Genomic DNA, 26,508 nt, shown 5'->3' with positions numbered 1-26,508 from the left:
AAATAACCCCACTTATAGTTGGAAAAAAGATGATTCGTCTCATTATTGGCCACGATTGTAATTAAAACCTTTTAGAAAGATCTAGTCTATCTTATTTTTTTGTATTTTACCACCAGTAAATAACGCTAACCGATATCATGATATTATGGAAACAAAAACAGTTGAAAAACGATTAGAAGATGAACAAAAATTTCACAATGAAATTTTTGAAAATGAGACAAGGAAATCTGTTGGCAAGTTTTATTCTATTAACAAAAACATCCATAAAACATACGAAAATTTAATATTTAAGAATCCAAAAGAAAAAGTCTTTTTGGAGTATGGTTGTGGTATGGCGGAAGGAAATAGGTTAGTCAAACTAGCAAAAAAAGGAGCGGTCGCTCATGGTATAGACATCTCGGATTTTGCCATAAATCACTTGTCACAAGAGGCAAAAAAAGAGGGACTTGATATTGATTATAAAGTTATGAATGCTGAAGAAATGACTTTCGAGGATAATCGTTTTGATATAATATATGGAGCCGGAATTCTACACCATTTGGATTTAGAAAAATCATATCAAAGTATTTCAAAAAAACTTAAAAAATCAGGTGAGGCAATTTTTATAGAACCGTTAGGCCATAATTATTTGATTAACAATTTTAGAAATAAAACTCCAGATATAAGAACTGAAGATGAACACCCTCTTATGATGGAAGATTTTAAATTGGCTAAGAAATATTTTGGCAAAGTTAAGATTCAACATTTTTTCCTTTCTACTCTTGCACTGCCTATTTTGTTTAAAAGTAAATCTCCTAAATTTCTTATTGATTTTTTTGATGGATTCGATAAAGTGATTTTCACTGTTCTTCCATTTTTGAAAAAATATTCTTGGCAAGTCGTTGTAAGGTTTTCTGATCCGAAGTAAATCAAAAAACAAACATTATTAGTTATAATTTTGTTCAACAACATTTACTATATCAGAATCCGATTAATTCCTCGAGCTAACGAGAAAAAAATCAATCAAAATTTTGACGAAAATTGATAGGTTTGATAAAAAAACATAATTAGCTGAATGTCAAAAGCAAAAGAAGTTAAATTTTAAGAAGTATAAATAAGCTTTATAACGGCAAGTATGTGTCATAGTAGCTAAGCTTATAGCCCAAAGGTTATTGTATGTTTCATTGCACAAAGATTTTAGAAAGAAAAAAGATATGAAATCGAAATCAGCGCAGCAAATGTAGATGGCTATAACATTTTGCTCCAATGCGATATGTACTTATAACGATATATGAAGTTATATACGGGTATTGTTAAAAATCAATTATTCAGACTACCACAAATTAAATTATTTTGGCTAAAATAAACATATGAATATATAATCTTATTCTTTTTTTATTAATACTTACTATTCTAGAATGTAGTAAAGATGATGAAACCATTTCCGAGAAAATATATTTACCGGAGATAAAGTCATTGAGAATCAAGAAGAATTAGAAGCCTTAAAATACACTAAGATAAATGGTACAATTACTATTACCAATACGAATGATTTATCTTCCTTATCTACGATAAAAGAAATTACAGGTAGTTTGATTATAGGCTATCGTACTAGATTTGAAAGTAATAATATAACAGATGCAGTAGATAATTTCGATTCGTATATAAATTCGGAGTTAAAAAGTTTAGAGGGCTTGGAAAACTTAATTTCTATTGGACAGGATTTGATTATTAATGAGAATCAAATGATGAATATTGATCCATTGGGGAATCTAATTTTTGTTGGAAATTCTATTAAAATTTCAAGATGTTTTTCTCTTACGAATGTTAATGGATTACAAAATTTACTTCAATAAAAAAGACTTGAGACTTTTATGGAATTATGCGTTATCCAATATTGATGGATTGAAAAATCTAACTTTAATTAAATGAGATCTAAGTATTAACGCTAATTCGCAATTAAGAAACTTTTGCGGGCTAGAAAACACAATCATAGAAGTGGGCTATTCCATTTTCTTTAAGGCATATAATCCCACTCAAGAAGAACTAATCACAAGAGGATGTAAGTAATAACCATTATTAATAGGAGTTTTTTTAATTGATATCTGTTGGATAGACAGTTAAAAATGAGGTATTCATAATTCAAATCAAGACAGTCTTTTAACCAATAAATATTTCCTTAATTTCTGGCCTATTTAATAGTGTTTTTTGTTTGTACATTGTATAGACTCTATTATAATCTTTCCAAAAATAGAGCTACATTTGTACTTTAAACAGGTATAGAAAAAAAATAACTTTATGATAAAATTTCTTGACTTACAGCATCAATATAAAACTATTAAGAAAGACATTGATACTGCTATCGAAAATATCATCACAACTTCGGCTTTTATCGGCGGAGAAGAATTAAAAAAACTTGAAAAAAACTTTGCATCTTTTCAAGGTGCAAAACATTGTATAGGAGTGGCGAATGGTACAGACGCTTTAGAAATTGCTATCGAGGCATTGGATTTACCACCTAATTCAGATATAATAGTTCCGGCTAATAGTTTTATTGCTAGTTCTGAAGCTGTTACAAGATCGGGTCATAAAGTAGTGTTCTGTGATTGCAACCTCGAAAACTATACTATTTCAATTGATAGCCTTAAAAAATTAATTACCAAAAGTACAAAAGCAATTATTGCTGTTCATTTGTACGGGCACCCATGTGATATGGGGGAGCTTTTAGATATTGCAAAAGAACATGATCTAAGAATTATTGAAGATTGTGCCCAAGCACATGGAGCAGAGTATAAAGGAAAAAGAATAGGGGCTATAGGAGATATAGGAACCTTTAGTTTTTATCCGGGAAAAAACCTTGGTGCATATGGAGATGGAGGTGCAATTGTAACTAATAACGAAGAATTGGCAATTAAATGCAAAATGATTGCTAATCATGGAAGAGTAGAAAAGTACAATCACGTTTTTGAGGGTAGAAATAGTCGATTAGATAATTTACAAGCAGCTATATTGAATGTAAAATTAAAACATCTTGAAAATTGGACAAACCAACGTATTAAAATAGCTGACTTTTATCTCGAAAACCTAAAAGATGTTTCAGAGATCGTACTACCCAAAAGATCAGAATGGGCAAGGCAAGTATATCATTTATTTGTTATAAGAACTGATAGAAGAGAAGAGTTAAAAGCATATTTGGGAGAGCAAAATATTCAAACAGGGATTCATTACCCTATTGCCTTGCCTAAGCTTAAGGCGTATGACTATGTTGGTCATGCCAAAACAAATTTTAATGCAAATAATACAGATACTTTGCTGCTAAGCCTACCTATTGGTGAACATCTAACATTAGATGATGCTGAAATAGTAGTCGAGGCCATAAAAAACTTTTTTTAATAAGATGAGTTATGATGTTACAATTGTTGGAGCCGGGATTGTAGGCCTTGCTACGGCATATAACCTTTCTAAATCAAACCCCAGTCTTAAGATAGCGGTCTTAGAAAAAGAAAAATCATTTGCTTCTCATCAAACAGGACATAATAGTGGTGTAATCCATTCAGGTATTTATTATAAACCAGGTAGTGCCAAGGCTATAAACTGTAGAAAAGGATATGACCTTCTTTTAAAGTTTTGTAAAGAAGAACAAATTTATCATGAAATATGTGGTAAGATCATTGTTGCAACTAATAGTAATGAGGAAAAAAAACTACAAGATATTTATGATAGAGGTATACAAAATGGGTTAACTGGTTTACAGATATTGAATCAAGAAGAACTCAAAGAAAAAGAACCTCATGTTTTTGGAACTAAAGGGATTTTTGTTCCTCAAGCCGGCATCGTCGATTATAAAAAAGTATCTCATAAACTTTTTGAAATAGGCAAACAAAATGGTGTGGACTTTTTTTTTGACAAGAAAGTTGTTTCAATAGAAAAACAAAATGAAGGTTATTTAATAAACACTAATATCAAAGCTATAAGCACTAAATTTTTAGTGAATTGCGCAGGACTTTATTCAGATAAAATTGCAAAAATGGATGGGTTTAATCTAAATGCCAAAATCATACCATTTAGAGGAGAGTATTACTTGTTAAAAGAAGAAAAAGCTAAACTTGTTAATAATCTAATTTATCCAGTGCCTGACCCAAGTTTTCCGTTTCTTGGAGTACATTTTACAAGAAGAATTAATGGAAAAGTAGATGCAGGACCAAATGCAGTACTTGCATTTAAGAGAGAAGGGTACACAAAATCTGATATAGATTTAATGGAATTTCTTGAAAGCATCTCGTATCTTGGATTTATTAAAGTTGCTTTAAAATATTGGAAAGTTGGCGCCTTCGAAATGTATAGATCATTTTCTAAAAAAGCCTTCGTTAAATCACTACAAAAATTAATCCCTAAAATACAAGAAGAAGATTTAATTATCGGAGAAGCTGGAGTTAGAGCACAATTATGTGATATAAAAGGTAACCTGATAGACGATTTTTTAATCAAGAAAAATGACAATGCCGTTCATGTAATAAATGCTCCTTCGCCAGCAGCGACTTCATCATTAAATATCGGTAAAGAGATTTCGTCTATAATTTTGGATAATTTTTTTAATGAAATTTAAAAACTTAATATTAGATTTCGATATTGATTTTGAGGAGGTAAAAAGTACTTTCGGTATTGTAAGAAAAAAAACGCATATTGATTTAACAGCTAGGGCAGCTTCTCATAATAGATTGTTATACATTCAAAGAATTATTAGAGCTTTATAGAATAAATGGTTTACCCTATGCATTCAAGTATTATGATTTTTATTGGGACACTTTTTTAAGTAAGATGACTCTTTTTGAGGATGGAAAAAAGAGATTCTTGAAAATTATTAAAACAAAGGAGGTAAAATATGCATCCTTACAGATTTAACAGCGCATATACAGTATAGAAAAATTGAAAAACTAGGGTTGATAAATTGTTTGATTATTTAGTTACAAGCGAGGTGGTAGGAGTTGAAAAGCCTCATCCGTTAATGCGGAAATGAATTTTATTTATTTACGAATTTCACACCTACTTTAAATACTTATGAAAAATTCAATCTTGGAATATTTCGAGGCTACGCAAAAAGTAAAGAGATTAGTTTGAATAACATTAGATTAGAATGAAAAAAAATGTTTGGATCATAAATCAATATATAACAAGTCCTGATATTGATGGAGAAGGATACAGGCACTATTATATTGCAAAACATTTACAAAAAAAAGAAAAGTATAATACACTTTTGGTTACATCATCTTTTTCGCATGCTCCCTATAGACATAATAAAATTAGAGGTCTATATAAGTTTGTGAATAAAGACATTCCAACACTAATTTTAAAAGGGAATAGTTATGAGAAATCTCATGGAAAAGGAAGAATCTTAAGTTGGTTAATATTTTCAATTAATTTACTGATAGTACCTTTTATTTCTAGAAAAAAAGTGCCCAAACCGGATATTATTGTGTTATCATCATTACCTCTTTTACCTATCTTAAATATTTTAGTATTTAAAAGATTGTTCTACCCAAAATGTAAATTTATTTTTGAAATAAGAGATTTATGGCCATTATCAGCAATTGAATTAGGTAATTATTCTGAGAAAAATGTTTTTATGAAATTTTTATCCTTTTTGGAGCGTCTTTCATATTCTAAAGCAGACACAATTATTTCTGTTATTCCAAGAGCCGATATACATATTAAAAGTGTTTTGGGCCATGAAAATTTTAATTATAAATGGATTACAAATGGGTTTGAAATACCGATAGACGATGAAATAGAAACAAAAGATATTTTTGAAGAAAAAATAAGCACGAATACTTTTAATATTGGATATGCAGGAACCTTAGTAATTGCAAACCCATTAGATACCATAATTGACGTTACTTTAAAATTAAAAGAAAATAACATTCATTTCTATATACTTGGAGGCGGACCAGAAAAAGAAAGACTTATGGAGTTCGCAAAAGGTTACAACAACATTCATTTCTTAGATAGAGTTCCTAAGCAGTTTGTGAGATTGTTTTTATCTAAAATGGATGTTTTATTTATGGGTAAAGGAACAAAAGATACCAAAATTTATGATTTTGGGACTTCGCAGTTAAAGACATTTGATTATTTTTTTGCAAAGAAACCTATTATTCAGGCTTTAAATTCCAAAGAAAATCCAGTTAACTATTCGAAATCAGGATACGTAATACCTCCAGAAGACGAGGAGTCTTTAAGAGATAAGATACTTTATTTTAAGGGTCTATCAGAAGATGAACGATTTAATTATGGAGAGCGAGGGTATAATTATTTATTAAAGAATTGTACTTATGACAAAATTAGTAATGCTTTTGATGAAGTTTTTGAGGAAACGATCAATATTTCCTAACATAACCGAATATAATTTTGATGCCTATAAATAATAGCGATATTACTTTTGGATATTTTTAAAATAGACTCATTGTGAATTTTAGGTTGTACTCATTTTAATATTGTTGATTGTTCGGTTAAATAAGTATTAAACTGATATTCCAAAGACATGAGGCCTCTATCTCCAGCCAATGCTTAATAACCTTTGAGTGGTTAATGAGGTGTACCGATGTTAGAATGATATTATTTTTTTTTGAATATTTCTTTCACCGAGTAAACACATATAATTTATGGCAGTCATAACTTGTTTTGATATCGGTGGGCTAGTAAATCTTTATCTTTCTTATATATTTTAAGAGAAGAAAGCTTCTAAACGCTTTATAAACTATATAGGTATACTATCAATAATAAGTAATCTTCGAATTTGTTAAAGGCATCAGAAAGTATATTCCTAATGCTTGTATTATGAAAATTTAAATCGAAATTTTCAGGTGTTAAATTGTTGTTTTATGATTACAATCTACTACTATATAGTAAAATGCCTAATTTTTTATTTTTAAAATCAAAAAGCATAAGTAGTAAAGGTGAGTTTATTCCTAGTCTTTTTATGTGTTGTAATTTTAAAAGATTATTTTTGCGAAATCTTAGAATTAGAATATTATATAAAAATAATAATTAATGAATAGAGTATTTACACTTAATGTGGTAGAAAGAAAGTTATTTCTATTTATTGGTGACTTAACTATAGTTTTCTTTTATCTCTATTTACTTACAGATAGAACTTTAAGGGGCACGTTTGATCAGGATAGACATGGTCTTACAATTTATATTATGGGTGTTGTTCTTTTTTCAATTATTGCATATGTAATTGATATTTACAATTTAGAGAGAGCATCGAAACCAATTTCAATATTTAGATTATCGCTTGTTGTTGGCGTTTTGTATTCTTTTGCTTTGTTTTTTTTGACAGTTCTATTAATTAATACTACCGTAAGTAGACCTTATTTAATAGTGTTTCTTGCATTAATGCCATTTTCATTAACAGCTTGGAGGTTAATTTGTTCTAACTTTTTTATTTCTCAACCTTTTTTGAAGAATGCAATTTTTATTTTTGAAAACTCCTTTGAAGATGAAAAATTAGAGAATATAAATGATATAGAAGGAATTAAAAACTCTAATGGTTATAAGGTTAAACTTAGTATTTCGACGTGCCATGATACTTTTTCAAAAAATCCAAAACGCTTGAATAAAGCAATGGATAAGGTGGATACAGTAATTATTAGAATTAAGGATTATCAGAATATGCCATTTGAAGTAGAAAACTTTTTGACTAAATCAATGTACTTTGGAAAAGAAGTTTTCACATTTACTTCTTTTTATGAGTCCACATATGAGGCACTACCGCTTAACTTATTAGGAAATAATTTTTATGAAGTATTACATTTAAAGAATAAGAGATCACACTATATTCAAAAGTTATTTACTAAACTAGTTGATATTATTTTATGTTTATTTGTAGGTTTGATTTTCTTTTCAGTAGTTCCATTTGTAGTACTTCTCAATTTATTTTTTAATAGAGGACCTCTTTTTTATATTCAAAAAAGAATAGGTAAAAAAGGAAGAGAATTTAATATTTACAAATTCAGATCAATGGTGGTAGATGCAGAAAAGTCTGGAGCGAAAATGGCTACTAATAATGATGCACGAATAACACCTTTTGGAAAGATTCTTAGGATGTTCAGAATAGATGAGCTACCTCAGATAATTTCGGTTATTAAAGGGGATATGAGCTTTATTGGACCTCGACCGGAACGAAAAGTTTTTGTGGATCAATTAGACAAAATGAATCCTTTTTATTCTGTAAGGCATGTTATAAAACCTGGTATTACAGGATGGGCACAAGTCAAATATAAATATGGAGAAAATTTAGAAGACTCTATGAAAAAATTAGAATACGATCTATACTATATAAAAAATAGATCAGTAACATTAGATATAAGAATCTTATTTAAAACAATAACTACAATCTTGTTTTCAAGAGGGGTGTAAAATATAAAAGTTAAATGAAAGTATCAGTAATAGGAACCGGGTATGTAGGTTTGGTAACAGGAACATGTTTAGCCGAGACCGGTAATGAAGTTGTTTGTGTAGATATAGACGAACAAAAAGTGCAAAAAATGCGTAGTGGTGAAGTCCCAATATACGAACCACATTTAGATGTGTTATTTGAAAGAAATATTAAAGCCGGTAGATTGAAATTTTCAACCTCTCTAGATGAAGGATTGAAACATGGTGAAATTATCTTTTTAGCATTACCTACACCTGAAGGAGGTGATGGATCTGCAGATTTGTCATATGTTCTTGGTGTAGCGGATCAAATAGGAAAACTTATCAAAGATTACAAGGTAATTGTCGACAAGAGTACGGTTCCTGTAGGTACAGCAGAAAAAGTTCAAGAGGTTATAGCAAAAAATGCGCAATGCGAATTTGATGTAGTATCGAATCCTGAATTTTTGAGAGAAGGCTTTGCGGTTGATGATTTTTTAAAGCCAGAAAGAATAGTTGTAGGTTCTAGCTCGGAACAAGCAACCGAATTAATGAGGAAGCTTTATAAACCTTTTGTAAGATCAGGTAATCCTATTATTATAATGGATGAAAAGTCTGCAGAGCTGACCAAGTATGCGGCAAATTCTTTCTTGGCAGTAAAAATTACTTTTATGAATGAAATCGCAAATTATTGTGAAAAAGTAGGAGCAGATGTAGACCAAGTGCGCAGAGGAATGGGAACAGATTCTAGAATTGGGAAACGATTTTTATTTCCTGGAATTGGTTATGGAGGCTCTTGTTTTCCAAAAGATGTAAAAGCCTTACATAAATCTGGAAATGATGATGGATATGATTTTCAAATTTTGGATGCTGTTATCAAAGTTAATAAGAATCAAAAAGTAACTCTAATTCCTAAGATTAAAAAATATTTTAATGATTCGCTTGAAGGGAAAACCTTTGCAATTTGGGGATTAGCATTTAAACCCGAAACCGATGATATTAGAGAAGCACCATCGTTGGATATTATTGAAAGCTTGTTAAAAGAAGGAGCAAAAGTTAAAGCGTTTGATCCAGAAGCTATGGAAAATGTAGAACGGAAACTAGGAGAAAAAATTAACTTTTCAGTGTCAATGTATGATGTTTTGGAAAATACAGACGCGTTAATTATTTGTACAGAATGGAGTATTTTTAGGACACCTGACTTTAATAGAATAAGAAAGAGTTTAAAAAATCAAGTTATTTTCGATGGTAGAAATTTGTATGATCTTCACGATATAGAAAAAGAAGAATTTTCATATTATTCTATAGGGCGAAAAGATATTGAATTGTAATTATGCAAAAAGTTCTAATTACTGGTGCCGCGGGGTTTTTAGGGTCTCATCTTTGTGATCGATTTATAGCAGAAGGTTTTCATGTTATAGGAATGGATAATCTTATTACAGGTGATCTTAAGAATATTGAACACTTGTTTAAGCTAGAGAATTTTGAATTTTATAACCATGATGTATCTAAGTTTATACACGTCGCTAATGAGTTAGACTATATTCTTCATTTCGCATCTCCCGCAAGCCCTATTGATTATTTAAAGATTCCTATACGAACCTTAAAAGTTGGCTCTTTAGGAACTCATAATCTTTTAGGATTGGCAAAAGAAAAAAATGCACGAATCCTGATAGCGTCAACAAGTGAAGTGTATGGAGACCCTTTAGTACATCCACAAACTGAAGATTATTATGGTAATGTAAATACTATCGGTCCACGAGGAGTATATGATGAAGCTAAACGGTTTCAAGAATCAATAACCATGGCGTATCACACCTGTCATGGCTTAGAGACCAGAATAGCTCGTATTTTTAATACGTATGGACCCAGAATGCGATTAAATGATGGTAGAGTAGTTCCTGCTTTTATTGGTCAGGCATTAAGAGGAGAAGATCTTACAATTTTTGGAGATGGTTTACAAACTCGATCTTTTTGCTATGTAGATGATTTAATTGAAGGTATATATAAATTACTATTTAGTGATTATGTGTATCCTGTTAATATAGGAAACCCCAATGAAATTTCAATAAAGGACTTTGCAGAAGAAATCATAAAACTTACGAATACAGATCAAAAGGTTATTTATAAACCACTTCCTATAAATGATCCTTTACAAAGACAACCTGATATAACTCGGGCTAAAGAAATTTTAAATTGGGAGCCCAAAATAGGAAGGGCGGAAGGGATGAACAATACATTAGATTATTTTAAAAGCCTATCAAAAGAAGAACTTCATAAAAGTGACCATAGAGATTTCTCAGAGTAAGAAGTTAGGGTGTAACATGGATATTTAATTTATGTTATGTTTTTAAGAAGAGATTTAGAATTTTAATTACTTGTAAAACATAAAAACACATTCAATTCTGTGGATCTTAACAAAATACTATTCCGATTTACGAGAATGTTTTATATCGAAGAAAACAATTTGGTATTAACTATTTTCTGGAATAGTCTGTACACAGCTTTCTTTTTATTACCATTAGGAATTAATCTTCCAACCCCCTTTTTTATTATTTCTATAATCCTTGGATTAATTCATATTGTTAAGACCGGAAAAAGGGTGGTCCCAGGTAATAAAGTACTTTTTCTATTTCCATTATATTTTATGATCATGGCGATCAGTTTGATTTATACAGATAACATTTCAGATGGAATAGAGTTATTACAAAGGTCATTATCTTTATTGTTTTTTCCTGTGATTTTCCTTTTTGTTAAAGAAGACGCATCCACAGTAAAAAAGCTTTTTGATTTTCTATTGTTAGGATTAATTGTATCTTTTTTTATTAATGTTTTTTATGCTTTTTGTGGTATCTCCCCAATTCTTAAGGCTAATTTTGAATCGTTTAAAGCTTCTCTAGAAGGAGTATCTATACTATTAGGAGCTCTAAATAATGCCTGGAACTATTTTATAAGAGTAGAGTTCTCAGGATTGGTTAACTCTAACTATGTGTCATTGTATATTTTACTGGTATTAAGTTATTACCTTAAAAATAAACTACAGTCCAAAATACAAGTGTTTATCGTTGTTGTATTGTTTCTTTATCTTTTCTTATTAGCGTCTATAGCAGCATATCTTATTTTAGGAATTATGTGTTTGCTATTGATTTTTAACATTTCTGAAAAAAGCAAAAAGTACACAGTTTCAATACTTTTTATTTTGGGATTTATAGTTTTTTTACAGAACCCTAGAGTATTTGTTTTTTATAAGAATGTATCTGATAACACAATTCAAAATACAAAAACCGATAATACTACCGTAGAAAAATCTAGATTGTTAACTTGGGATGCCAGTATAAAACTAATACAAGAAGCACCATTGTTGGGTTATGGTATAGGAGATACTAATGATGTTTTGATGAAGAAATATGAAGAGTTAAACTATGTAAGCAACTATACAAATAAATACAATGCACATAACCAATTTTTACAAACTTTTCTTCAAACAGGAATCATAGGGTTTCTAATTTTGATTTCTATTTTTATTTTACTTGCTCTAAGAATGAGACGAAGCCGAAACGAATTTTCTGTTTTTCTAATACTCTTTATATCTCTGTTTTTTGAATCTATGCTAGTTAGATTTAATGGGATAGTATTTTTCTCTATTGTCATTCCCTTACTACTTAAAAAAAGAAGCATTTTAAGCAGTAGAATTATTCGAAATATTTCCAACAAGAATAATGATTAAGAACTAAGCCAGTTCGTAATTCCCTTCAAAACTAAATAAAGGATGATCCATCAGTCTCAAAAGATGATATTGATTATAAGGAATATTGTGGTTGACATATTAGAGAATACAATGGATAATAAAATTTGTATTAAATATTAGGTAACATTTCTCATAGTAAAAACATAGATAAATATAAAAAACTCGCTTATCGTATGAAAAGGTACATTTTTACAGTAATAGTGCTTGGAGTAACCATAGTAAATGCTCAAAACTTTGATAATCTAATCGCTAATTATGGAATCAATAAATCAATTACCTGGTTTTCTTCCAACTATGGATCTGGATTTGGTCATAGAATTATTAATCATGACCCTGGAGGACAAACTTTGCTAAAGTTTCAAGGAAGACATAATAGTGCAACCTGGTTAGACTATATGACATTAACATCTAAAGGTAGATTGGGAATAGGAACAACTTCTCCTAGTAGTTTGTTAGCATTAGACTCTCCTGGAACCACTGAACTTACAATCTCTGGGGATCATACAGGTGCTATCAATGCAGGGCTAGTGCTTAAAGCACGAAGTAGTGTTAATCAAAGAGGTCTCGGAATGTTTATGTACGATACAGGAGGGCAAAACGAATGGTTCGCTGGTAGACCCTATAGTGGATCAGATACATTTGTGATATATCGAAGAGATAATCTTACAAATCATGATGTTTTAACATCAAGTCTATCTCATAATACAGGTAATAAGGTCACAAAAGCACTATTTAGTATTAATAATAAAGGCAATGTGGGTATAGGAACTAAGACCCCTAGCAATGCTCAGGGTTGGCATGGAGCATTAGATGTAAGAGGAGCAAGTCATTCAAAGATTCTTGCTACAAGTAATATCGCCGGAGTAAAAACAGGGATCTTTTCGCACGGTGCTAACTGGAAAGGTGTAGTAGGAAGATTAGGAACAGAAAGTAATCATGATTTACGTTTAATGGCAGGATACGGTAAGGATCAAATTACTATTAAAACTAATGGAAATGTAGGTATCGGAACGACTATACCCGATGCAAGACTTGCTGTAAAAGGAAGCATCCATGCCGAAGAAGTAAAAATAGACTTGAGTGTTCCTGCACCAGATTATGTATTCAAAAAAGGATATGACTTATTAACTATTGAAGAGGTTCAGCAGCATATCCAAGAAAAAGGACATTTGCCTAATATTCCATCTGCAGAAGTTATGGAAAATGATGGAGTAGCACTAGGTGTTATGAACATGAAACTTCTTGAAAAAATTGAAGAGCTAACCCTGTACACCATTCAGCAGGAAACAGAGATTAAGGAATTAAAACTGTTAAATAAAAAACTTCTTGAGTTACAATCAAGACTTGAAATACTTGAGTCTAGATAGCATAATATTCATAAACTATATTAAGAAAATGAAAAAAGTAATATTAGTAATTATTGTATTCACAATTGTACTTACTGCAAAGGCACAAGATGAAACGGTTAATGGAATATTAACTATTAATAAAAATATATCACAACCCCAAAAACCTTATTCACTATTAAAATTGAAAACAAATAATGGTGTCTATGACGGAAATAATGGTCCTGCTATTGAGTTTGCAACCAATATCGGATTAGGAAAGATCGCCGGAGTTGATGAAAGAAGTAATAATTCAAGTACATATCAAGGGGGTTTAGTATTTAAAACTAGGCTTCATACCCAAGGGAATGATAGTGGATTTTATGAACGCATGAGAATTACATCCAATGGTAATATTGGTATTGGAACAAACAATCCTAATGTATTATTAGAACTAAGTAAATCCGAAGATTTAGGAAATGCAGCTATGTTAAAACTAAAGAATCAAGGTGCTGTTTTTAAGAAAAATAGTGGTCCTAGTATCGAATTTTCTACCAATATAGGTTTAGCCAAAATTCTTGGAGTTGATGAAAGAAGTAATAATTCAAGTACATATCAAGGAGGTTTAGTATTTAAAACTAGGCTTCATAATCAAGGAAATGATAGCGGGTTTTATGAGCGCATGAGAATTATCGCTAATGGTAATGTAGGTATTGGTACTGCAACTCCAGATGCTAGACTTACTGTAAAAGGAAAAATTCATGCCGAGGAGGTAAAGATAGATCTAAGCGTGCCTGCACCAGATTATGTGTTCAAAAAAGAATATGAGTTATTAACGATCGATGAGGTTCAACAGCACATCAAAGAAAAAGGTCATTTACCAAATATTCCGTCTGCAGAAGTTATGGAGAATAATGGTATCGAACTAGGAGCGATGAATATGAAACTACTTGAAAAAATAGAAGAGTTAACCTTATATACCATAGCACAAGAAAAAGAAATAAAAACACTTAAAGAACAACAACAGCAAAATACATCATTGGCTCAAAGAGTTAAAGATCTTGAAAAAATAATTGAGAATTTACTTAACACATCAACAAATGAAGAATAACATACTTAGGATATCAATTTTTCTAATTACAACACTCGGATTTTCGCAATCTAAGTTAGTGTTTACTTATGATACGGCAGGTAATCAAGTAAAGAGAGAATATTGTAAAGATGGAGATTGTAATACCAAAAGACAAACAGCTCCAGAGGAAGAAATCAAAGAAGAGATCCAAGAGGAGATAAGCGAGCTTACAGAATTTGACAAAAGTATAGCGGTGTTTCCAAATCCTACCAAAGGACTTTTAACAATCAATTGGAATCAAGAATATAGTAGTACAATCAAAGAAATCATATTGATTGATGTGGCTTCTAAGGTATATAATGTAAAATATACACCAGGAAACCATCAGGCTAAAATAGACTTGTCCTCATGGCCAGATGGCCTGTATGTGGTAAGATTCCTTCTTACCGACGGAAACTCTCTAACGAAAAAAATTATTAAAAAGTAATAAGTAAACTAGATATGCAACTTCACAAATATTTTTCAATAATCTTTTGTCTAGCGGTTTTAATGACCTCTAATGCGCAACAAACTGGGGTTCAATATGATCCAGTCGATGGCGATTATACTATACTTAAAGCAAGTAAACCAATAACCAAAGCTATAATATCAAGCAGTGAAAGTGTTACTTCTAAATCTTCTTCATTAAATGGTACTGAAGCAGGAGCTACACCTGGTGATTTAACAGTTACTCCAACAGGAGCGGCTACCTATAGAATTCCTATTGCAATTCCACCAGGAATTAAAGATGTTGTACCTAACGTCGAATTAACTTTCAATAGTCAATCAGCAAATGGAATAGCTGGATGGGGATGGAACATTTCGGGTCTATCAACAATTACTAGAGTAGCTTCAACCAAATATCATGATGGAGAAATAGACCCGGTAGATTTTGATAATAAAGATCGATTTGCTTTAGATGGTCAACGTTTGTTATTAAAATCCGGTAGTTATGGAGTTGCTAATTCAGAATACCAAACTGAGAATTTTTCTAATGTAAAAATTAAAGGATATGGAACAAGTCCATTTGGAGCTCAATATGGCCCTTCTTATTTTATAGTGTATTATCCAAACGGTTCTCGTGCTTGGTATGGAAATGGCGATAATTCTAGAGGACAGTTAGAATGGGCAATTAATAGATTAGAAGATGCTCAAGGTAATTTTATAAAGTATACATATTCTTATTCAAATTCTCTAATTAGAATCAAGGATATTGCTTACGGCTCTAGAACAGGTACTACTTCACCCAATATAATCTCGTTTTCATATAAAAACAGAAGTAGACCAGAATTATCTTATATAGGTGGGCAGACTTTTAAGAGAACAAAGGTTTTAGACAATATCCGTGTGTACGGATCAAGTAAAATATTTAGGGAATATAAACTAACTCATACCACTACTAATTTGGGGTATCAACGATTGTATCGTATTCAAGAATTTAATAGTGAAGGAAAATCTTTTGCTCCAATTACTTTCAATTATAACACAACATATAATGGGTTACTTACCTTATTTGATGAGCCATATGACATTTTTCCTGGAATTTCCGCAAAAGATCATAATCTTGCTACTGGGGATTTTAACGGGGATGGGAAAATGGATTTTATTACCTATGATAGAAAGAAAAAAGATAAAATTACAGTTTACGATAGGTTTTTTGATAGTAGTAACTATGGACAAGGAACTACAATAGGAGCAACATATAATGTAGATTTTGATGAGATTATAACGGGCTCTTTTGTAAATCATCAAAATAAGGTTTTAAGTGGTAATTCATTTGTTTTGATTAACGAATCAAAATCATCAAATACTTCGACTTCTCAAGTTAAATTTAGAGTTCGAGCAGTAATCCCTTCTGGGTTTGGTGGATATGATAAGACTTGGCAAGCACCTACATTTATAGAAATTAGAGATGAAGAACCAAGAGTGCGAAGCATATCTGCAGATATAAATGGGCTTTCTAGAACGTACAAAGACGATTATATCAATGCTACGAATAGAATATACAATAGTTCGAATGTAACGTATTCTGCTTCGCATGCAGTGACTTTAAAACCAGGTTTTCATACCAAATCAGGGAACACCTTTAATGGTGCTATAGACATCTCTAAACGAAAACAAATCCCAAGAGCTTACATTTCTGGAGATTTTAATGGAGATGGGATTATGGATGTGCTAGCGATTCAAAAACCATATCAAAATGGAGAAGAATGCATTGAAGAATGGGATCCATACGATGATCGACCATATGTAGAATGCTACCCTATTACAAGACGAGATCCCAAAGTTCATTTTATAAACCTTAATCCTTCTGCAACCTCAAATTTTTCGAAGCTTGCGGGAACCCTTAAACATTCTATTAAGGATGCAGGGGAACTTAGTGTAGGAGATTTTAATGGAGATGGAAAATCCGATTTGTTTCACTTTGGAAATAAGAGATTACAGGTCTATTCATTAGATAAAAACAATAATCTAGTGAAATTAGTTGACTATAGTGATAACAAGATTGATACTAAGACGCCAAAACTTTTAGGAGACTTTAATGGAGATAGTAAAATCGATTTTGCAACCCCAACGGCAGAAAACTCATCTGTTTGGAGGTTTTTTACAGCTAACGGAGTTTCATTTTATTCTTATAACAAAGATATTGGTGTAAAATATGAGAAAAATACATCAATCAGAGAGCCAGGGAGAGTTGAAGAAGGTATTGCCGATCCATTTATAGAGTTTCATTATATCAATCAAGATTTTAATAGAGATGGGAAAACAGATATTTTAAAGCATAAAGTCGTTACGCCATTTGGAGCTTATGATCGTTCATTTGATAGAATAATTCAGTATACAAATACATTTGGAGAAAATGATAATACAGTTTCTTTTACATCAACGTCCAATAGGACTTTTAGAAATCAAGGCAATCATAAATTCGGGATTCCTATATTTTTAGATATTAATCAAAGTAATGGATCTCCAGCATATGGATATTTGGGAGTTAATAGTCTTTTTGCATACAAGTTTACCAAAGATCATCAAACTGATATACAACTTAATTCGATTACAAATAGTGGACTTACACAAAAAATTGAATACAGTACATTAGAAAGAAATGATGGTTATGGACCTTATAATAACACGTATCCAGATCAATACCCATATATCAATATTGAAGTTGCTCCTTCTTTTAAAGTAGTAACAGAAATAGAAGAAAGTGGTTCTGGAGTAGAACGGAGAAAGCAGTTTATGTACGAAAATGCAACGATGCATGCACAGGGACTAGGTTTCTTAGGGTTTAGAACTTTTAAAAGTACAAATTGGGATGGTAGTGGAGTATCGAATATTTGGAATATTGCTAAACATAATCCTCAACTTAGAGGAGCATTAGAAGAAGAATGGACATCACTATCTTCATATTCAACATCAAGTAGTAATTATATAAATAGGTCACAATATACCTACACATCATCAATATCAAATGATAAAGTATTTAGTATAGTACCAACAAAAATAATTACTAGTGATGATCTACTAGATCTTACAAGTACCGAGACGTACACTTATGATCAATATAATAATCCACTTACAATAAAAACTATCTTTTCTGGTGGATCCAATACAGAAACGTATTCTTATTTGCACAACAGCAGTGCCTATGATCAGAACTATTATATAGGTAGAATTGATAAAAAGGTAGATAGTTCGACATTGTATGGAAATACATTTAGTACTCAGGAAGACTATGATTACACAAATAATCTTCCTACTACAATGAAGAAAAAAGGGCATAATACAGATTGGTTAACAGAGACATTGGTTTATGATAACTTTGGTAATGTTATTTCTAAAACTTTATCAGGATTGGGTATAAATAGTAGAGGAGAAACTTATGAATATGATTCTAGTGGTCGATTTATGACAAAATCTGTTGATGTTGAAGGGTTAGAAAACACATTTTCTTATGATACTAGTAAGGGTAATGTTCTTTCAGAAACGAATCCATATAATCAGAAAATGACTTACATATATGATGGTTGGAATCGCTTAATTCAACAAACAAATTACCTGAATAAAAACACCTACACTACTTATATAAAAGAATCAGGTAATATCTTTATGTCAGTACTTACAGATTATCCACAGGATAAAGATGAAAAAAGGTTTATGAATGTATTTGGATGGGAAGTGAAGAAAAGTGTTTTAAGCTTAAATAACAAATGGGTGTCTAAAAATACTGAACATGATGTATTAGGTAGAACAATTCGTGAGAGTGAACCATATTTTACAGCACCATCTTTATGGAATAATATAGCCTATGATAAATATGGAAGATTAATAAGTAACGGCTTAGCTACAGGAAAAACTATCAATACTACATACAATGGTTTATCAGTCACAGTCAATGATGGAACAAGAACAGTAACAACTACTAAAGATGCAGTTGGAAATATAGCAGAGGTTACAGATCTAGGAGGAACTATTGCCTATACGTATTATGCTAATGGAGTTTTAAAATCCGCAAACTATGGGGGACATAAAGTAACTGTAGATATAGATGGTTGGGGAAGAAAAATTAGAATGAATGACCCATCTGCTGGCACATATACTTATAGCTATAATATTATGGGTGAACTTTTGAAAGAAACTACACCAAGAGGGGCAACATCTTATGAATATAATGGTTTTGGTAAGGTCACAAAGAAAACAATTGAAGGAGAAAATACTTCTCTGGATCTTAACTATTCTTACAATACTAGTACCAGGTTAATAAATTCTATTAGTGCTCAAGATAATTTCTTTAATAAGTCATATTCTTATAATTATACATACGATGCACAACAAAGACCATCTAAAGTTATAGAGAATATAGGGTCTGCCAGATTCGAAAAGAGTTATACGTATGATGCTTATGGTAGGGCAAATACAGAAAAAGTTATTTCCTCTGCAGGAGGAGCAGAAAGTTCTATAACAACCCGAAATATATATGATGCTGCAGGAATTAAAAAAGAAGTGCTAGATGCGGTTTCTGGAAAATCACTGTGGAAATTGGTTGAAGAAACTGAAAGAGCGCAAGCACTTACTATTGAACTTGGAAATGGAATTACAAAAAATCGCGAATATGATGCTTATGGGTTGGTAAAGAAGGTTTTGGACGTTCATGATGATACAAATGTTGTTGCGATGCACACTACGTATGTATTTAATGCGGCAAGAGGTATATTAAATAACAGAAAGAATCATAGTTTTAATTGGCAAGAAAATTTTGGTCATGATAGTCAAGATCGTTTAACTACAATTACTGGTGCAGTATCTAAAACTCAAACCTATGATCCATTAGGAAGAATTACCGGTAATTCTGATGTAGGAACTTATAAATACCAAACAAGTAGTAGGTACAGGTTAAGAGAAATCAATTTAAATAACGAAGGAGAGCAATATTATGAGCAACATTCACCGCAACAAATTACCTACAATGCATTTAAAAAACCAATAGAAATTCATGAAGCCGGCAATGGCCGTGTAAGCTTTGAATATGGCCCAATGATGAATCGTAGTAATGCTTGGTATGGTGGATTAGACGAAGATAAATTGGAGCGCAGATATCACAAACAATATTCATCAATTGCTCCAGTAGAAATTGTACATGATAGTCAGGATAACAGTTACAAATTTATGACTTATGTCATGGGTGATGCTTATACAGCTCCCATAGTGCATATCAAAAAAACAGTTAATAGTACAATAAACGAATTCCATTATTTGCATAGAGATTATTTGGGAAGCATCTTGGCAATCAGTAATGATAGTGGTCAAGTAGTAGAAAAACGTCAATTTGGTGCCTGGGGTACTATAGATAAGTTTTGGGGCATAGGTAATATAAATTCGTTTACACATAATTCACTACTTAGTAGAGGATACACTGGTCATGAACATTTCTTTACGGTAAATTTGATACATATGAACGGGCGAATGTATGATGCCCAACTCGGAAGATTCTTATCCCCTGATAACTTCATACAAGAACCCTATAGTACAAAAAGTTTTAATAGATATGGATATGTGTGGAACAATCCCTTAATGTTTAATGATGCTAGTGGCGAGTTTATTTTTATTACGGCTATAGTAATTGGTGCAGTTGCAGGTGCTTATTTTGGAGGTGTTCAGGCTAATGGTGGCAATTGGAATCCTATAAAATGGAACTGGAGTAGTGGTAGTACGTGGTTAGGCGTAGTAGGAGGCGCCATTATAGGCGGCGTCTCCGGCGGTGTAGGAGCCGCAGTAACTGCTGGTGTAGCATCCGTACTAACGGTAGGAGGAGTCATTGGTGGAGCTATCTCCGGTGCTGTAGGTGGTTTGGCTTCTGGAGCTATTTCAGGTGGATTTATGAGTCTACTTCCAGGTGGTAGTGGGGACTTCTGGGAAGGCCTACAGAAAGGTGCTATTAGTGGTGCCATTGGTGGTGCTGTTATTGGCGGTGTTGTTGGCGGTGTAACAACTCCAAAAGGTCATAATATTTGGAATGGTAGAGCTCCTAACCCTAGTGTTTCTAACGTTAGCACATTAAAGCCCAATGGAATTGAAACTACTAAACCTTCAAAGCCTGAAGTTTCTTCTAATCTACCAAAAAGTAATGCTCCTACACCAGATTCTAAAGGACCGACTATAAATACTGCACCTGATGGAAAATTTAGTGGAAATTTAAATTTACAGGCGGTTGACGATCCACTTTTAGAGGCTAGACAATTAGGGATTCAAGGAGAACAAGCAGTTGGAACAACAGGATTTAAAGCACGTATTCCATCTCTAACCGAAACTGCACAGTATAGGATCCCAGATAAGTTAAATAACTTTTCATTACATGAAGTCAAAAATGTTAAACATTTGAGTTTGACTAGACAACTTAAAGATTTTCATTTATTTTCAGAACAAACGGGAAAAAGCTTTATTTTGCATACACGACCAACAACAACCTTTTCAACTCCTCTAAAGAGGTTAATAGAAAATGGATATATTATTAGAAGAAATATTCCAGGACTGTAAATTAATTAATTATGATAAATGACGAGAATATCATTAAAGAAAGATTACTAGCTGTGGGTATTTCTATAAATAGTATTTATGATTTAGTAAATACTAAGGAAAAATATCCTAAGGCTATTCCGATATTAATCGAATTATTGAATAAAAAGTTAAGTTTTAATTCAAATATTATAGAAGGTATTGTTAGAGCATTGGCGGTAAAGGAAGCAAAGGGTATAGCAAATAAAGTGTTATTTGAACTTTATGAAGCGACCGCAGATGATGAGTTTATTTTAAACTGGGCGATTGGAAACACTATTCATGTAATTGTAGAGCCTAAAGATAAAGATGATTTAATTAAAATAATTAGTGATAAAACTAAAGGTAATGCAAGACAAATGTTTGTTTTGGCACTTGGAAAAATTAAAGGAAAAAAATCTGAAGAGGTTTTAATACAATCTTTGAAAGAAAAAGGATTAACTCTACATGCTCTTAAAGCACTAGGTAAATTAAAATGTCAAGCTGCTGTTAATGAAATTAACTCTTTATTAAATAGTGATAATAAAGTAGTTGCTAAAGAAGCTGAAAAAATTTTGAAAAAAATAAAACTTTAAATTATAAATTCAAGTTGCAGGTAAAACAGTCATATTAGTTAAAAATATGACTGTTTTTTTTATTATTCATAGTATTCTAAAGTGTGCAGACTAGTTCTGCAGATATAATATAGTTTAATAACACTATAGATAGGACTTTAATCAAAAAAATACAATTGAGAATAGGTGTTTATGAAGTAGAAGTGTAAGTTGTTTTACACTTCTACTTATTCTTTTTACAATATTAAAAATTCCTATAACATTTATAATTCCAGTTTCAAAAAATGAAACTACAATTGAATAGGTTTGTGTCTTAACAATAAATAACAACCTTACTTAAAACCTATGAGAAAAATTATGATTAGCACAATGATGATTGTGTTTATGCAGCATATCAACGCGCAAGATTTAATAATTACTTCACAAAATGACAGTATCAATGCCAAAATCACTAAAATTAAAGAAGGTAAAGTAAACTTTCGATATATGAAAAATGGCAACCTTAAAAAAACATTGCTTCCACTTTCAGAAATAGAAGTTTACGAGAAGAATTTTTACAAAACTTCAGGAATACCTTCAAAAGCAAAATTAGAATCAAATTATAAAGGTAAACGATTACATGTTGGAACAAATGCAGGTTTTGCTTTTAGAACGGCCAAAATATCAGGGATCCAGGATGAAACCTTAAAAAAACATGTTAAAAAATTAAAATCAGGAGTAAATTTTGGATTAGATGCGCATTACTTTCTAAAAGAACGCTTAGGTCTAGGTTTAAAATTCAACTCTTTTTATAGTACCGCAAAAGAAAATAATTTAGTAGCTTCTTTTCCCAATGGAGACGTAGGCCGAGGGCTTGAAAATAAAGTTTCTATTAATTTTATAGGCCCATCACTAATGACAAGGCTCTTATCTAAAAATAAAAAACACACTCTTTTACTTAGTACCGCAGCTGGTTATATTAGTTATAAAGACGAACAAACAATCGGAAATCGTTTGTCTAAAACCACAGGAGATACGATTGGAGTATCGGTTGATTTAGGATATGATATAGGGCTTACTGATTATATGGCTCTCGAATTTTTGACTTCGTGGACTACTGGTGCTTTAGATGAATTAGAAGTAGAAGAAAATGGTGCTGTTACTACTATTGATCTGGTCGACACTACGGGAGATAGAGAAGGATTGTCAAGAATTAATATCTCGGCAGGATTACGTTTTTATCTGTAATCCAATAACAGTTACAGACGGATATATTATTTGCTAAACCCTAGCTGATAAGAACTATAAAAAGGGTATCGATTTAAAACAGCTAGGTCATTAAGATCTAGCTTTTTTTTTAACTTCAAAACCCATTAGAACCTTACTATGAGTATCCATATTAATTCTACGACAAGATGATATAACTGCGGTATTACAATATTAATTCCGAAAAATGTTACGTTAGAACTCAAGTTTTTAAGACAAAGAAGTAGTGATACCAAAACGAATACACTATTTTTGATGCCATAAAAATTTAAGCAATACTCAATCATGAATATTTTAGTACTCGGATCTGGAGGAAGAGAACATACATTTGCCTATAAAATTGTAGAAAGTGAACTTTGTGATCAACTATTTGTAGCACCCGGTAATGCGGGTACTGCTGCTATAGCAACCAATGTGCCTATATCGGTTACCGATTTTGATGCCATTAAAGAACTAGTACTTAGCAAAAATATAGAAATGGTCGTTGTAGGTCCCGAAGATCCTTTGGTGCAAGGGATTAGTGATTACTTTGCAAAAGACGAGGAATTAACAAACATTGCAGTGATAGGACCTTCAAAAGAAGGCGCTAGATTAGAAGGAAGTAAAGAATATGCAAAAGAATTCTTAATTAGACATAATATACCCACAGCAGCATATCAAAGTTTTACGGCAGAAACAGTAGACCAAGGAAAAAAATTCTTAGAAACACTTTCTGCACCATATGTACTTAAAGCAGATGGTTTAGCTGCCGGAAAAGGAGTTTTGATTTTACAAGATATCAACGAAGCTAAGACTGAACTTGAAAATATGCTCACCAATAAGAAATTTGGTGCGGCAAGTGAAAAAGTTGTAATCGAAGAGTTTCTTGATGGTATCGAGCTTAGTGTATTTGTGTTAACCGATGGTGAAAATTACTTAACCTTACCTACGGCCAAAGATTATAAGCGTATTGGTGAAGGAGATACTGGTCTTAACACAGGAGGTATGGGAGCAATCTCACCAGTGCCATTTGCAGATAACGTCTTTATGGATAAGATCGAAAATCAAATTGTTAAACCAACTGTAGAAGGTTTGGCAAAAGAAAATATCGATTATAAAGGCTTTATTTTTATCGGATTGATAAAAGTAGGAGATGATCCAAAAGTTATTGAATATAATGTGCGTATGGGTGATCCAGAAACAGAAGCAGTGTTACCAAGAGTAAAAACTGATTTGGTAACATTATTCAAGCATGTTGCTGAGCAAACTTTGGATAAAGCCAATCTCGAAATTGATCCTAGAACAGCTACAACAGTAATGACAGTTTCTGGTGGATATCCTGAAGCATATGAAAAAGGAAAAGAAATCACGGGTGTTGATACTATTACAGAATCTATAGTTTTTCATGCAGGAACAAAACTAGATGGAGATAAAGTAGTAACAAACGGCGGCAGGGTAATAGCGGTAACTTCATTTGATGATAATTTTAAAGACGCTTTAAAAAAATCATACGATAATATTAAAAAACTACACTTTGATAAAATGTATTACAGAAAAGATCTTGGTTTTGATTTGTAATACTTTAAAAGTAAAGTATAATAAAAGCCACATATTTTTTAATATGTGGCTTTTATAATTTTATATAAAAAGAAATAAAAATTTAGTCAGGCTTTAAAAAAGAGTGTGCCTTAGGATCTCTATTTTCTTCATTATTATCATTAAACTTTTTCAATTCTTTCATCCAATATAGAAAGGCTACAAAACCAATAGCCATAAATAACCAGTTAATAACATTAGCCATTGTCCAGCTTTCTAATTCTAATGCTCTTAATGCATCAAACGGTAAAAATAATCCATCTACAAAAAGAGATTGTATAGCTTCAAAAAATTCTTTCATAATTTCACGATATGATTGGGTTATAAAAAGCCTAAAAATAGTATCTTAAACCCTTATATAAATTAGTTCTTCAATATAACAAAACCATACGATGGTATAGTTTGTTGCAAAAATATAAAAAATACTAGTGTTATCAAGCTTTTTTAGTAAATCTAAACCTATTAATTATATTGTTGTAGCTCTGTATATGAGTTTACTATATACTTTGGCGCATTATGTGCGAGGTTTTGATTCAGAAATTTATAGCATAATTTTGTTTTCGATTGGGATTTTGTTCTATGTATTACCCATGATTATGCTTAATTTTATTACTCAAACAGGAGGGCTCACAGAAAAAGGAACGTACACAATAGTATTGTATGCATTCTTTACGAGTATGTTGCCTAATGGGCTAACAAATATTCATATGCTTGTGTCCAGCGCATTTATTCTGCTTGGATTAAGAAGTTTGTTAGAACTTAGAAACGGAAAATTTATAAAAGCAAACTTGTTTAATGCTTCACTGTGTATAGGGATTGCCTCTGTAGCGCATTTTTGGAGTATCGGATTTATACTTCTATTATTTTTAGCAATATTCTATTTTGAACCTAAAAACTATCGAAACTGGATGATTCCAGGGCTTGGGTTATGCACAGTCTTTGTTTTTGCAAACTGTTACACCTTGTTGGTATATGATTCTTTTTTTTCAATATGGGATTATATAGCGCCTTTTTCATTATCATTTCAGAGTTATATTGGCAAAAGTCAATTGTTTTCTGTAGGAATATTGACAATATGCATTGTCTTTTTTCTAGGGATTTATATTATTAAATTTAGTCGAAGAAAGACGAACGTTAAACCAATACTAAAGTTAATTATAGCCTATCTGGTAATTGCCATTGCTGTGATGATGATTTCAGAACAAAAGAATACTTCAGAATTGTTTTTTATTACTGTACCACTTGCTATCATGGGATCGACATATCTGGAGATGGAGTATCATTGGCTTGCCAAAGAAATTAATATTTGGGTATTTGCATTACTTCCGTTTACAATTTTATTGTTCTGATTTTGATTTGAAAAAGCGATACTAATTAGATGCCTTTACTAATACAAAATATAATACCTTTGTAGCCCTTAAGTAATACTATATAGTCATTAGTTTCTAGAATTAGAATCAGAAAATGAGCTTGAAATCGTTTTGAAGGATATAGTAAAGAAAAATA

The 26,508-nt window shown here is 31.5% G+C and carries 18 protein-coding genes; 17 read left to right on the top strand and 1 reads right to left on the bottom strand.

Annotated features, from left to right (window positions below; translation table 11 throughout):
* Nucleotides 1-145: 145 nt before the first annotated feature.
* The 16 genes from D1816_RS16170 to purD all read left to right on the top strand — a co-directional run bounded on the left by D1816_RS16170 (nt 146) and on the right by purD (nt 24,984).
* Nucleotides 146-907, top strand: a complete 762-nt coding sequence (locus D1816_RS16170) for a bifunctional 2-polyprenyl-6-hydroxyphenol methylase/3-demethylubiquinol 3-O-methyltransferase UbiG (protein WP_118504160.1) — start codon at nt 146-148, stop codon at nt 905-907.
* A gap of 766 nt (nt 908-1,673) precedes the next feature.
* On the top strand, nt 1,674-1,835 hold the full coding sequence (locus D1816_RS25770; protein ID WP_158597687.1) for a hypothetical protein: 162 nt from the start codon (nt 1,674-1,676) through the stop codon (nt 1,833-1,835).
* A gap of 442 nt (nt 1,836-2,277) precedes the next feature.
* A complete protein-coding gene (locus D1816_RS16160) occupies nt 2,278-3,372 on the top strand; it encodes a DegT/DnrJ/EryC1/StrS aminotransferase family protein (protein WP_118504156.1) in 1,095 nt (364 codons plus the stop codon).
* A 4-nt stretch (nt 3,373-3,376) separates the two neighbouring features.
* Nucleotides 3,377-4,585, top strand: coding sequence for an L-2-hydroxyglutarate oxidase (lhgO, locus tag D1816_RS16155; RefSeq protein WP_118504154.1), 1,209 nt, complete (start codon nt 3,377-3,379; stop codon nt 4,583-4,585).
* Nucleotides 4,586-5,113: 528 nt separating this feature from the next.
* On the top strand, nt 5,114-6,364 hold the full coding sequence (locus tag D1816_RS16150; protein WP_118504152.1) for a glycosyltransferase family 4 protein: 1,251 nt from the start codon (nt 5,114-5,116) through the stop codon (nt 6,362-6,364).
* Nucleotides 6,365-7,023: 659 nt separating this feature from the next.
* Nucleotides 7,024-8,394: an exopolysaccharide biosynthesis polyprenyl glycosylphosphotransferase gene (locus tag D1816_RS16145; protein ID WP_118504150.1), complete on the top strand. Its 1,371-nt coding sequence runs from the start codon at nt 7,024-7,026 to the stop codon at nt 8,392-8,394.
* 14 nt (nt 8,395-8,408) lie between these two features.
* On the top strand, nt 8,409-9,722 hold the full coding sequence (locus tag D1816_RS16140) for a UDP-glucose/GDP-mannose dehydrogenase family protein (RefSeq protein WP_118504148.1): 1,314 nt from the start codon (nt 8,409-8,411) through the stop codon (nt 9,720-9,722).
* Nucleotides 9,723-9,724: 2 nt separating this feature from the next.
* Nucleotides 9,725-10,699 (top strand): UDP-glucuronic acid decarboxylase family protein, encoded by a 975-nt coding sequence (locus tag D1816_RS16135; RefSeq protein WP_118504146.1) that lies wholly within the window; start codon nt 9,725-9,727, stop codon nt 10,697-10,699.
* A gap of 99 nt (nt 10,700-10,798) precedes the next feature.
* Nucleotides 10,799-12,118, top strand: coding sequence for an O-antigen ligase (locus D1816_RS16130; RefSeq protein ID WP_147405005.1), 1,320 nt, complete (start codon nt 10,799-10,801; stop codon nt 12,116-12,118).
* Between the two features lie 194 nt (nt 12,119-12,312).
* Nucleotides 12,313-13,506, top strand: a complete 1,194-nt coding sequence (locus tag D1816_RS16125) for a tail fiber protein (protein WP_118504142.1) — start codon at nt 12,313-12,315, stop codon at nt 13,504-13,506.
* Nucleotides 13,507-13,534: 28 nt separating this feature from the next.
* Entirely contained in the window at nt 13,535-14,575 is a 1,041-nt protein-coding gene (locus D1816_RS16120; protein WP_118504140.1) for a tail fiber protein, read from the top strand.
* Nucleotides 14,565-15,023 (top strand): T9SS type A sorting domain-containing protein, encoded by a 459-nt coding sequence (locus D1816_RS16115; RefSeq protein WP_118504138.1) that lies wholly within the window; start codon nt 14,565-14,567, stop codon nt 15,021-15,023. The genes D1816_RS16120 and D1816_RS16115 overlap by 11 nt, the downstream gene beginning before the upstream one ends.
* A gap of 14 nt (nt 15,024-15,037) precedes the next feature.
* Nucleotides 15,038-21,610, top strand: coding sequence for a putative toxin (locus D1816_RS16110; RefSeq protein ID WP_118504136.1), 6,573 nt, complete (start codon nt 15,038-15,040; stop codon nt 21,608-21,610).
* 11 nt (nt 21,611-21,621) lie between these two features.
* Nucleotides 21,622-22,203, top strand: a complete 582-nt coding sequence (locus D1816_RS16105) for a HEAT repeat domain-containing protein (protein WP_118504134.1) — start codon at nt 21,622-21,624, stop codon at nt 22,201-22,203.
* A gap of 324 nt (nt 22,204-22,527) precedes the next feature.
* Nucleotides 22,528-23,409 carry a hypothetical protein gene (locus tag D1816_RS16100; RefSeq protein ID WP_118504132.1) on the top strand — a complete coding sequence of 294 codons (882 nt, stop codon included), beginning with the start codon at nt 22,528-22,530 and terminating at the stop codon, nt 23,407-23,409.
* 303 nt (nt 23,410-23,712) lie between these two features.
* Nucleotides 23,713-24,984: a phosphoribosylamine--glycine ligase gene (gene purD, locus D1816_RS16095; RefSeq protein WP_066312286.1), complete on the top strand. Its 1,272-nt coding sequence runs from the start codon at nt 23,713-23,715 to the stop codon at nt 24,982-24,984.
* 82 nt (nt 24,985-25,066) lie between these two features.
* Here the strand turns inward: purD and D1816_RS16090 are convergent, their stop codons facing one another.
* Nucleotides 25,067-25,303, bottom strand: coding sequence for a uracil phosphoribosyltransferase (locus D1816_RS16090; RefSeq protein WP_066312283.1), 237 nt, complete (start codon nt 25,301-25,303; stop codon nt 25,067-25,069).
* Between the two features lie 187 nt (nt 25,304-25,490).
* Here D1816_RS16090 and D1816_RS16085 point away from each other — a divergent pair, with 187 nt between their 5' ends.
* A complete protein-coding gene (locus D1816_RS16085) occupies nt 25,491-26,351 on the top strand; it encodes a DUF6427 family protein (RefSeq protein WP_147405004.1) in 861 nt (286 codons plus the stop codon).
* Nucleotides 26,352-26,508 lie beyond the last annotated feature (157 nt).

It is taken from the genome of Aquimarina sp. AD10, assembly GCF_003443715.1.
GTDB lineage: Bacteria > Bacteroidota > Bacteroidia > Flavobacteriales > Flavobacteriaceae > Aquimarina > Aquimarina aggregata.
This window is presented reverse-complemented; position numbering and strand designations above follow the sequence as displayed.